Here is a 10025-nt window from a genome sequence, read left to right as displayed (position 1 = left end):
GGGGGGGTGCGGGGGGGGGTGGGGGGGCGGGTGTGGGGGGGGGGGTGGGGCCCCACACCGCGCCGCCCCGCCCCCCCCCCCCCCCGGGCCCCCCCGCCCCCCCCCCCCGGGGGGGGGGGGCCGCGGCTGGACCTGGTGGCGTACCCGTCGCCGAACTCCCCCGCGTCGATCACCGCAGTCACGGAGTTCCCCTCCCCCGCGCCCCCTCGTCCCCTCGCCCCCACCCCCTCACCGCGACGACGCGCGGGATCCGCGGCTAGCGCCCGCCCTCGTCGAGAAGCCCCGCGTCGTACGCGAGAAGGGCGATCTGCACACGGTTGTTGAGGCCGAGCCGGGCCAGGACGCGGGAGACGTGGGCCTTGACGGTGGCGACGCTCATGAAGAGCGTGGCGGCGATCTCGGCGTTGGTCAGGCCCCGGCCGACGGCGACGGCGACCTCGCGTTCGCGCTCCCCCAGGGCGGCGAGCAGCTCGCGCGCGCGGGTGCGCCGGGTGTCGGCGGCCGAGCCCGCCGCGTGATCCATCAGCTGCCGGGTGACGGCGGGCGACAGTACGGGGTCGCCCGCCGCGACCCTGCGCACCGCGTCCAGGATCTCGGCGGGCGGGGTGTCCTTGAGGACGAATCCGGCGGCGCCCGCGCGCAGGGCGCGCAGCACCTGCTCGTCGGCGTGGAAGGTGGTGAGGACCACGACCTGGGGGGCGTCCTGGCGGCGGCGCAGCCGCTCGGTGGCGGTCAGGCCGTCCACGGCCGGCATCCGGATGTCCATGAGGACGACGTCGGGGCGGGTGCGGTCGACGAGTGTCTCGGCCTCCGAGCCGTCGGCGGCCTCTCCGACGATCTCGATGTCGTCGGCGCCGCCCATCATGAGGGACAGACCGGCGCGCACCAGGGGATCGTCGTCGACGAGGAGGAGTCTGATCGCAGTCATGGCCTTACGTAATCACGGTCGGCGGCAAGGGAGTTGTCCGAGGGGCGGCAGGGGGTGCCGCCCGGCCGGCGGCTCGGGGGCCGGCCGCCGTCAGGCCGTCGCGGGCCACGGCAGCCACCCCCGCACCTCGAACCCCCCGTCGCCCCGGGGACCGTGCTCCAGCCGTCCGCCGGCCAGGGACGCCCGTTCGGTCAGGCCGATGAGTCCCTGGCCGGAGCCGGGGACGGGCGGGACGTCACCCTCGGGGGCGGGGTTGCGCACGATCACGGTGAGGCCCTCGCCGGGGCCGCCGGCGACGGTCACCCCGGCCTCGGCGCCGGGTGCGTGCTTGCGGGCGTTGGTGAGGCACTCCTGGGTGATGCGGTAGGCGGTGCGGCCGACGGAGGCGGGCACGGCGCCCGGGTCGGTGACGCGCAGGTCGAGGGTCACCTTCATGCCGGCCTCGCGGGACTCGGCGACCAGCGTGTCCAGGGCGGCCAGCGTCGGCTGCGGGCGGCCGTCGTCGGGTTCGCCGGCCCGCAGGACACCGATGATCTCGCGCAGGTCCTGAAGAGCCTCGTGGGCGCTCTCCCGGATGACCCCGGCCGCCCGCGCGATCTCCTCGCGGGGGGCGTCCGGGCGGAACTCCAGTGCGCCGGCGTGCACGCTGAGCAGGGTCAGCCGGTGCGCGAGCACGTCGTGCATCTCGCGCGCGATGGCCTCGCGGGCCAGCCGCTGCGCCTGCTCGGCCCGCAGCCGCGCCTCCGTCTCGGCCCGCCGGGCCCGGTCGCGCAGGCTGAGCATCAGCTGCCGCTTGGACCGCACGAACATGCCCCAGCCGATGACCGCGAGGGTGAGCAGCACGGTGAACAGCACGGCGGCCGGGTAGTCCAGGTCGGGTTCCGGGCGCAGCCAGAAGAACACGGGGACCAGTGCGAGGCCGGTGCCGCCGGTCCAGGCCACGTAGCGGAAGGGCCGGTGCACGGCGAGGGTGAACACGGCGACCAGGCCGGCCCCGCCCGCCGTGTTCGACAGGAAGCCGACGGGGATCATCGCCACGGCGAGCCCGAGCGGCCAGCGGCGGCGCAGCCAGACCGCGGCACAGGCGAGCGCGCCGAGGAACTGGTCGGCGACGGCGACCACGTGCGGGAGGTCGGGGTCGTCGCCGAGGCCGTCGGCGGCCACCAGACCGGTGACGACGGCCAGCAGGAAGCAGGTGAAGTCGACGGCCCAGTCGCGCGCGGTGCGCCGGGGCCGTCCGGACCGCTCGGTGTCCGGGTCGAGTCCGGCGGCCAGCGCGGACGGCAGCAGCCATCGGCGGCGCACGACCCCGGGCGCGGTGTGGAGCGCGTCCGGTGTCCGTACCGCGCCGTCGTCTGCCCTCATGACCGGTCAATCTACGCAGCGCGGGAGGGGGCCGTCGCGTCCCGGGCGGGATCGGCTGCCGACGGACCGGAACGACCTACGAAAGTGACGTCGCCGTCGACTTTCGGCCCCGCCCGGCCGGGCGGGGCCGAGCCTTCGGTCGGACGTGCCTCGCCCCGCGGCCGATGTGCGTGGGGGGTCCGCGGGGCGAGGGTCCTCATCATGAAGGAACTGCTGGAGGTACTCGGATTCCTCGCCCTCGTGCAGGGCGTGCTGGGCCTGGTGCACGAGTTCGCCCACTGGCGGGTGGGACTCGTGCAGCGGATCGGCTTCCTCGACGGCTACGAGGTCTACGCGAGCGTCGCACTGGTGGTGCTGGCGTTCGCGCTGTTCGCCGCCGCGGAGGGCCGGAAGTCCGGCTGAGCGCGGGCCGGACCTCCGGCCGGTCGCACCTTTCCTCGGTCGACCTGAACGTCGTGGGGGGACGACTCAGCAGTCGTAGTCGATCAGGTCGAAGGTGGCGTAGTGGTCGGCCGTGTAGTAGTCCTCGTCGGTCTGCCGGCCGGTGACGACACGGCGGGCGCCGCGCGTGGAGGAGCCCGGCGTCTTCACGGTGTACTCGTGGTAGTAGCCCGTGGACCGAGCGGGCAGGACGCCTTCCCGGTTCTGGAAGACGGCCCCGTCCTGCGAGTACGGGAACGGCCCGCCCTGCTCGATGAGGTCGAGCGTGTCGTACGCCTGGGAGGGCAGATCGCCGTAGCAGATGCTGCCGACCGCGGCGTGCGCCGTCGTGGCGGAGACGGTGCCGCCCACGAGCAGGGCGGACAGGACGGCGGCCGAGGCGCCGATGCGGGTGATCCGTGGGGGGAATCTCATGCCCTCATGATGACGCGCGTAGACCATGGCATGTCAATGACAAGTCCGAGGATTTTCCCGTCAAGTCCGTTGAGTTTTCGGGAATTTAACCCGCCGCTAGCCGTTGTCCGGGAGCTCGTACGAGCCGTAGCGCGGACGGCCTTCCAGGTCGTACGTCTGGAGGGAGACGCCGGCTGCGGTGACCCGGCCGCCCGTGTGACGGAAGGCGGTCGGCACGGCGCCGTCGGCGAAGAAGCGGCGGCCGGTGCCGAGCACCACAGGGAAGCTCAGCAGGTGGAGCGTGTCGACGAGGTCGAGGGCCAGCAGGGACTGGGCGAGAACGCCACTGCCGTGCATCTGGAGCTCGCCGTCGGTGCTCTCCTTCAGGGCGGTGACCTCCTTGGCGAGGTCACCGCCGACGACCGTGGTGCCGGCCCAGCCCGGGTCGGTGAGGGTCGTGGAGGCGACGTACTTCGGCAGCGCGTTCAGCCGGCCGGCGACCGGGTCGCCGGGGTCGGTCACCTTCGGCCAGTACGAGGCGAAGATGTCGTACGTCCGGCGGCCGAGGAGGAACGCGCCGGCCCGGTCGAAGACCTCGGTGATGAAGGCGCCGAAGTCGTCGTCGCCGTACGGAAAGCTCCAGCCGCCGTGCTCGAAGCCGTCGCGGGTGTCCTCCTGGGGACCGCCGGGCGCCTGGTAGACGCCGTCGAGGGTGACGAAGATCGTGGAGACGAGCTTGCCCATGGCGGGTGCCTGCTTTCTTGCGCGGGGTCCGTTGTCATCACCTCAGACCCCGTCGGCACCCGCAACTCATCGGTGCGCCCGCCTCAGCCTGCGTTCGTCGAGAACAGTCCGCCCGTCGGGCCCTGCTTGTCGCCGCCCTGGGCCTTCTTCAGGGCGTTGGCGAGGCTCTCGATGGTGAGCGACTGCAGGATGACCCGGCCGTGGCCCTCCAGGGTGGCCAGGGACAGACCCTCGCCGCCGAACACGGCGTTCATGATCCCCTGGCGGTTGAGGCCGCCGACCCGCTGGACGCCGTACCGGATGCCCTCCTCGAAGGCGACCACGCAGCCGGTGTCGACCTCGATGCGGCCGCCGAAGTCCGCCGGGTCGAGGTCGATGAAGTTGCCGGCGCCGGCGATGATCACCGTGCCGTGCCCGGTGAACTTCTCCAGGATGAAGCCCTCGCCGCCCTTCATGCCGGTGCGGCCGCCCTGGAAGGCGATGCCGAACTCGACGGTGGACTCCGCGGCCACGAAGGCGTCCTTCTCGGCGAACCACGCGCGCGTGCCGTCCAGCTCCAGGGCGCGCATCTCGCCCGGGAGCACGCCCGCGAAGCCGACCGTGCCCTCGCCGCCCTGCGCGGTGAAGTACTGGAACGCCAGCGACTCGCCCGCGAGGGCGCGCTGGCCGACCTGCATGGCGGTGCCCATGGCCTGGCGCAGCATGCCGCCCATGCCGCCGCCACCGCCCTGGGGCTGCCGGCCGCCGCCGTCCGACGGGCCGCCCAGCCGGGTCTCCATGGTCACGTTCGTCGTCTTGAACAGGAACTTCCCCGCCTCGCAGTACACGGTCTGGCCGGGGCCCAGGTTGACGACCGCCATCTGCATGGCGTTGCCGACGATTTCTTGCTGAAGGGTCACACGGGGAGAACGCGGGAGGTGGAGCGAAGAGTTCCGCCCGCCGGGCACGGGTCCGACGGGCCGGTCGCGGCTCGCCTAGGGGGTGTTTCGAAAGTCCTGTGCGGTGCCCGCGGTGTTCTTTCGAAACACCCCCTAGCCGCCCAGTTCCTGGTGGCGGGCCGCCAGCCTCCTCGCCCCTTCGTCCGTCAGGGAGCCGTGCAGACGCACGCGCGAGACGCCGCCGTCCGGGTAGATGTCCACGCGCGCGTGGGTTCCGACGGCCGGGGCGGGGAGGACGAAGCGGTGGTTGGTGTCGGGCTGGAGGCGGGTGCGCGGGAGGACCTCGGTCCACTCGCCCTCCTCGCCGTCCCGCACGGAGACCGAGGCCCAGCCCGCGCTGTTGCCCTTCAGGTACGCCGTGTCGATCTCCAGGGCGCGGATGCGGGACTGGGCCACCAGCCGGTAGCGGATCCAGTCGTTGCCCCGGTCACGGCGCCGGCGGGTCTCCCAGCCGTCGTCCATCTTGCGGGACCGGCCGGGCCGAAGGGTGTTCGACGGCGGTGAGTAGAAGCGGTTCGAGGCGTCCTCGGCCCGGCCGCCGTTCTCCAGGGCGACGACGTCGAAGGTGCCGAGCGCCTCCAGCCAGCGCGGGTCCGGCACGACCTCGCCGTACACGCGCAGACGGGCGATCCCGCCGTCGGGGTGCTGGTTGAGGCGCAGGTGGGTGAAGCGCTGTTCGACGGCTATGGAGAAACCGTTCGCCGCGTGACCGCCGACCGGGGTGCGCGGAACCAGCGTCGTCCACTTCACGTCGTCGCCCAGCAGTTCCTCAGGGGACGGGGTGCCCGGGACGGACGTGCCCTCGACCGAGACGGCCTGCGGGTAGTTGCCCCGGAAGTGGGCGGTGTCGACCACGATCCCGCGGATCACGCCGGGCGCACCGAGGCGGACCAGCGCCCAGTCGTGGTCGTCGGCGGCCGGCCAGGGGTGGTGGGCGGAGACCCCGCGGCGGCGGCGGGTCTCCCAGCCGTCCATGATCTTGCCCTTGTGCCCGAAGTGCTCGGGGTCGAACTCGGCGCGGTGGGGCAGCAGCAGGTTCTCGCGCTCGGCGAAGAACTCGTCGTTGGCGGCGATGACGGCGGCACCGAGCTGCCGGTCGGCGAGGTCGGCGTGGTGCGTGAACGGGAAGTCGGCGGTGCGGTAGTCCGCGTACGGGTCGCCGCCGCCGTAGGGGTTCGCGTCGCCGGTGAAGCCAGGTGTCGCTGCCACGGTGATCAGGTCTTCCTCTCGGGAGTCGGCCGGTGCGGGTGCGCGGGGATCAGGGGGTGCGCGTGAGGAGCGCGCCCTTCGGTCCGGTGAACTCGCCGTCCGCGACGATGCGTTCGCCGCGCAGCCAGGTGGACTTCACGACGCCGTGGAGGGTCCGGCCGGCGTAGGCGGTGACGCGGTTGCGGTGCTGGAGGGCCGCCGGGTCGACGGTGAAGGTCTCGTCGGGGGCCAGGACGGCGAAGTCGGCGTCGCGGCCCGCCGCGATGGCGCCCTTGCGGGCGTCGAGGCCGACGAGTCGCGCCGTGTGCGTGGACATCCAGCGGACCACGTCCTCCAGGCCGTGGCCACGCCTGCGGGCCTCCGTCCAGACCGCCGCCAGGCTCAGCTGGAGGCCGGAGATGCCGCCCCAGGCGGTGGCGAAGTCGCCGGTCTTCAGGTCCGCGGTCGACGGGGAGTGGTCGGTCACCACGCAGTCGATGGTGCCGTCGGCCAGCGCCTGCCAGAGCAGGTCCTGGTTGGCGGCCTCGCGGATGGGCGGGCAGCACTTGAACTCGCTGGCGCCGTCCGGGACCTCCTCGGCGGTGAGGGTGAGGTAGTGGGGGCAGGTCTCGACGGTGATGCGGACGCCCTCCGCCTTGGCCGCCGCGATCAGGGGCAGCGCGTCGCCGGAGGAGAGGTGCAGGACGTGCACGCGCGCGTGGAGCCGCTTCGCCTGGGCGACGAGCGCGGCGACGGCCGTGTCCTCGGCCCGGCGCGGACGGCTGGCGAGGAAGTCGGCGTACCGGGGGCCGCCCCGCTGCGGGGCGGCGTCGAGGTGGTGCGGGTCCTCGGCGTGCACGATCAGCAGCCCGTCGAAGCCGGCGATCTCCGCCAGTGACCGGGCCAGTCCGTCCTGGTCCAGGTGCGGGAACTCGTCCACGCCGGACGGGGAGAGGAACGCCTTGAAGCCGAAGACGCCGGCGTCGTGCAGCGGGCGCAGGTCCTTGACGTTGTCGGGCAGGGCGCCGCCCCAGAAGCCGACGTCGATGTGCGCCTTGCCGGCGGCGGCCTCCTGTTTCGTCCTCAGGTGCGCGACGGTCGTGGTCGGCGGAAGGGAGTTGAGGGGCATGTCGACGAGGGTGGTGATGCCGCCGGCCGCCGCCGCGCGCGTGGCGGTCCAGAAGCCCTCCCAGTGGGTCCGGCCGGGGTCGTTGACGTGCACATGGGTGTCGACCAGGCCGGGCAGCAGGACGTGATCACCGAGGTCCTCCAGCCGGGCGCCCGCGGGGACGGGGGCGTCGTGCGGCAGGACGGCGGTGATCCTCCCGGCGGACACGGCGACCGAGGCGGCGCGTGTCCCTTCGGGAGTGATGACGCGCGTCGAGCGCAGCACCAGTTCAGCGTCGGACACCCGGACCCCTCTCTCGCCGTTCACTTCCGCGCAACGGGATTCGCTGCCGTGAAACTTCCACGTAACGGAATTCAACGTTCTGTTGAAGGAGTCTCACTCTCCCGGCTGACGTCCGTCAAGGGCACACCCCCAAGGATGCGCCACCACCCGGCACTCTGGATGTTTCCACAGTGCGGAATCCGAATTCCGCAGATCAGAACGTAGCTACGTACAAGCGAGGAGTCAACCGACCCCCGGTAGGCTTCAGCTCTTCCCGCCGGTTTCGAAAGGAACGCGCCGTGCCGACGTCGAGCGCCAGCACCCCCGACTCCGCCAAGTCCGCAGGCGGCGGGGTCCAGTCCCTCGAGCGCGCCTTCGACCTGCTCGAGCGGATGGCGGACGCGGGCGGCGAGGTCGGCCTCAGCGAGCTGTCCGCGAGCAGCGGGCTGCCGCTGCCCACCATCCACCGCCTGATGCGCACCCTGGTGGCCTGCGGGTACGTCCGTCAGCAGGCCAACCGCCGCTACGCGCTGGGCCCGCGGCTGATCCGGCTCGGCGAGTCCGCGTCCCGCCTGCTGGGCACCTGGGCGCGGCCGTACCTGGCCCGGCTGGTCGAGGAGACCGGCGAGACGGCGAACATGGCGCTGCTCGACGGGGACGAGGTCGTGTACGTGGCGCAGGTGCCGTCCAAGCACTCGATGCGGATGTTCACCGAGGTGGGCCGACGGGTGCTGCCGCACTCCACGGGCGTGGGCAAGGCACTGCTCGCGGGCTTCCCGGACGCCGAGGTGCGCGCCCTGCTGGCGCGTACCGGCATGCCGGCCGCCACCGACAAGACCATCACCACGCCGGAGGGTTTCCTCGCGGCGCTGGCGGACGTGCGGCGCGCGGGCTACGCCGTCGACGACAACGAGCAGGAGATCGGGGTGCGCTGCCTCGCGGTCTCCGTCCCCGGCTCCCCCACCGCGGCGGCCATCTCCATCTCCGGCCCGGCCGGCCGTGTCACCGATACGGCGACGGAGAAGATCGTGCCCGTGCTCCAGCAGGTGGCGGACGAACTGTCGGAGGCCCTGACCAGCTCGGGTCCGGCGGCCTAGCCGGTCGCCCGCGAGGGCGGTACGACCCGAACGGACCCCGGCCCGAGGCGGAGACCGCCGCCGAACGGCCCGTCGGCCCGCCCGGCACCCCCGGACGACTCGGTCAGGCGGGGCACGCCCGCGGCGTGTGCTTCGGAGGGCCGCCCGCCCCGCGCGACGGCGAGTGGCGCCGGGTCCACGAACCGGTGCCCGACGACCGAGATCACGGACCACTCGGGGCGGGCCCGAGGCCGAGAGGCCTGCCGCCCCCGGAGATCATGGGCCGGCCCATGCCTCCGAGACCGGCCGTCGGCCTGCGACAGACATCCCGGAGACGAGACGACCCGCGGGCCCGAGGCCGGGAGTCGGCCGCTCCCGGCGCGCAACGAGCGGTGGAGAAGGGGGCCGCGGCGTGCGCGCGGGCGTATCTCAGCGGTGCGGCGGTTCGCCGAACAGGTCCACTGCCTCGCGCACCTGCGACAGCCCTCGTGCCAGTGCGCTGACCGAGCCGATCGCCCCCGCGATCAGCAGCAGGGAGCGGCGCAGACGCGGTGTCTCGGGCGTGCCCGCGGCGGCCATGGCGGCCAGGGCGGCCAGTTCCTCCTCCGCGATGTCCCGGTCCGGGAACTCCGCGGGGTGTGCGGCGAGTTCCCGCCGCAGACGGGACACGGCGGAGCGCAGCTCCACCACCCGCGGGTCCTTGTCGCTGCCGGTCACAGCCCTCTGCTCCACGCTCCGCAACACAGTCCTCCCCCTCGCACCCCGTTGTGCGCGTGCACGTTCCCGCGCCGGGCGTCGGCCGGGCGCCCGGTCGGCGCGGGCGCCCAGTTAACGCCACCTCGGCCCGTGCGCGCCAGTCCGCTGCGTCACCGAGTTGCTGCGCAGCGTGATCCGGTCACTGTCGGCGCCATGCGGTATGCAGGATCCATGACGCACAGGGAGGACGAGGTGATCGGCCTGCTGCTCGCGGCCGGCGGCGGACGGCGGCTCGGCGGGCGGCCGAAGGCGCTGCTGACGCACCGGGGACGGCCGCTGGTGGAGCACGCGGTGGGGGTGCTGCAGACGGCGGGCTGCACGCGCGTGCACGTGGTCCTGGGGGCCGCCGCCGACGCCGTACGGGAGCGGGCGCGGCTCGAGGGGTGCGTGGTCGTGGAGAACCCGGACTGGGAGGAGGGCATGGGCACCTCGCTGCGGGCCGGACTCGCCTCGCTCGCCGGGACGGGGGCGCGGGCGGCACTCGTTTCGCTGGTCGACCAGCCGGGCATCGGCCCGGAGGCGGCGGCCCGCACGCGCGCCGCCTTCGAGGACGAGGGGACGCTCGCGGCCGCCTCCTACGACGGTGTCCGCGGGCATCCCGTCCTGTTCGGCGCCGCCCACTGGGCGGGCGTCGCGGCGAGCGCGAGCGGCGACCAGGGGGCACGCGCCTATCTGAAGGCGCACGCGGCCGTGCTCACCCTCGTCGAGTGCGGCGACGTGGCCCGGCCCTACGACATCGACACGGAGGCCGATCTGAGACATCTGGAGTGAGGGAGCGGCAGCGCGCCCCCGCACCGCCGCCCGCG

The 10025-nt window shown here is 73.6% G+C and carries 11 protein-coding genes; 3 read left to right on the top strand and 8 right to left on the bottom strand.

What is annotated here, in order from left to right; all coding sequences use genetic code 11:
- Positions 1–256: 256 nt before the first annotated feature.
- Both ACFY2L_RS30405 and ACFY2L_RS30400 read right to left on the bottom strand, forming a co-directional pair.
- Positions 257–928 (bottom strand): response regulator, encoded by a 672-nt coding sequence (locus ACFY2L_RS30405; RefSeq protein WP_390823982.1) that lies wholly within the window; start codon positions 926–928, stop codon positions 257–259.
- 90 nt (positions 929–1018) lie between these two features.
- Entirely contained in the window at positions 1019–2293 is a 1275-nt protein-coding gene (locus tag ACFY2L_RS30400) for a histidine kinase (RefSeq protein ID WP_390823981.1), read from the bottom strand.
- A 201-nt stretch (positions 2294–2494) separates the two neighbouring features.
- Here ACFY2L_RS30400 and ACFY2L_RS30395 point away from each other — a divergent pair, with 201 nt between their 5' ends.
- Positions 2495–2695 carry a hypothetical protein gene (locus ACFY2L_RS30395; protein ID WP_390658873.1) on the top strand — a complete coding sequence of 67 codons (201 nt, stop codon included), beginning with the start codon at positions 2495–2497 and terminating at the stop codon, positions 2693–2695.
- A 66-nt stretch (positions 2696–2761) separates the two neighbouring features.
- Here ACFY2L_RS30395 and ACFY2L_RS30390 read toward each other — a convergent pair whose 3' ends face one another.
- From ACFY2L_RS30390 to allB, 5 genes are all read right to left on the bottom strand, one after another.
- Positions 2762–3148: a ribonuclease domain-containing protein gene (locus ACFY2L_RS30390; protein ID WP_390658874.1), complete on the bottom strand. Its 387-nt coding sequence runs from the start codon at positions 3146–3148 to the stop codon at positions 2762–2764.
- 96 nt (positions 3149–3244) lie between these two features.
- Positions 3245–3871, bottom strand: a complete 627-nt coding sequence (locus ACFY2L_RS30385) for a dihydrofolate reductase family protein (protein WP_390658875.1) — start codon at positions 3869–3871, stop codon at positions 3245–3247.
- Positions 3872–3954: 83 nt separating this feature from the next.
- The gene (locus ACFY2L_RS30380; protein WP_390658876.1) at positions 3955–4770 is read right to left on the bottom strand and encodes an AIM24 family protein; all 816 of its coding nucleotides are present in this window, start codon (positions 4768–4770) and stop codon (positions 3955–3957) included.
- 132 nt (positions 4771–4902) lie between these two features.
- Positions 4903–6018, bottom strand: a complete 1116-nt coding sequence (gene alc / locus ACFY2L_RS30375) for an allantoicase (RefSeq protein WP_390823980.1) — start codon at positions 6016–6018, stop codon at positions 4903–4905.
- A gap of 49 nt (positions 6019–6067) precedes the next feature.
- Positions 6068–7408 carry an allantoinase AllB gene (gene allB, locus ACFY2L_RS30370; RefSeq protein WP_390658878.1) on the bottom strand — a complete coding sequence of 447 codons (1341 nt, stop codon included), beginning with the start codon at positions 7406–7408 and terminating at the stop codon, positions 6068–6070.
- 278 nt (positions 7409–7686) lie between these two features.
- On the opposite strand from allB, the gene ACFY2L_RS30365 reads away from it, so the two are divergent.
- Positions 7687–8484: an IclR family transcriptional regulator gene (locus ACFY2L_RS30365; protein WP_390823979.1), complete on the top strand. Its 798-nt coding sequence runs from the start codon at positions 7687–7689 to the stop codon at positions 8482–8484.
- Positions 8485–8892: 408 nt separating this feature from the next.
- Here the strand turns inward: ACFY2L_RS30365 and ACFY2L_RS30360 are convergent, their stop codons facing one another.
- Positions 8893–9180, bottom strand: a complete 288-nt coding sequence (locus tag ACFY2L_RS30360; RefSeq protein ID WP_390823978.1) for a DUF5955 family protein — start codon at positions 9178–9180, stop codon at positions 8893–8895.
- A 210-nt stretch (positions 9181–9390) separates the two neighbouring features.
- On the opposite strand from ACFY2L_RS30360, the gene ACFY2L_RS30355 reads away from it, so the two are divergent.
- Positions 9391–9990: an NTP transferase domain-containing protein gene (locus tag ACFY2L_RS30355; protein WP_390823977.1), complete on the top strand. Its 600-nt coding sequence runs from the start codon at positions 9391–9393 to the stop codon at positions 9988–9990.
- Positions 9991–10025 lie beyond the last annotated feature (35 nt).

This window comes from Streptomyces sp. NPDC001381 (assembly GCF_042895685.1).
Lineage (GTDB): Bacteria > Actinomycetota > Actinomycetes > Streptomycetales > Streptomycetaceae > Streptomyces.
The sequence above is the reverse complement of the archived record's forward strand: the minus strand, read 5'-3'. Positions and strand labels throughout refer to the sequence as shown.

Excerpts from the sequence above, each read along its gene's own strand:
- ACFY2L_RS30395 (WP_390658873.1), top strand. The coding sequence starts at position 2,495 with ATGAAGGAACTGCTGGAGGTACTCGGATTCCTCGCCCTCGTGCAGGGC.
- ACFY2L_RS30400 (WP_390823981.1), bottom strand. The coding sequence starts at position 2,293 with ATGAGGGCAGACGACGGCGCGGTACGGACACCGGACGCGCTCCACACC.
- ACFY2L_RS30385 (WP_390658875.1), bottom strand. The coding sequence starts at position 3,871 with ATGGGCAAGCTCGTCTCCACGATCTTCGTCACCCTCGACGGCGTCTAC.
- ACFY2L_RS30355 (WP_390823977.1), top strand. The coding sequence starts at position 9,391 with ATGACGCACAGGGAGGACGAGGTGATCGGCCTGCTGCTCGCGGCCGGC.
- ACFY2L_RS30390 (WP_390658874.1), bottom strand. The coding sequence starts at position 3,148 with ATGAGATTCCCCCCACGGATCACCCGCATCGGCGCCTCGGCCGCCGTC.
- ACFY2L_RS30405 (WP_390823982.1), bottom strand. The coding sequence starts at position 928 with ATGACTGCGATCAGACTCCTCCTCGTCGACGACGATCCCCTGGTGCGC.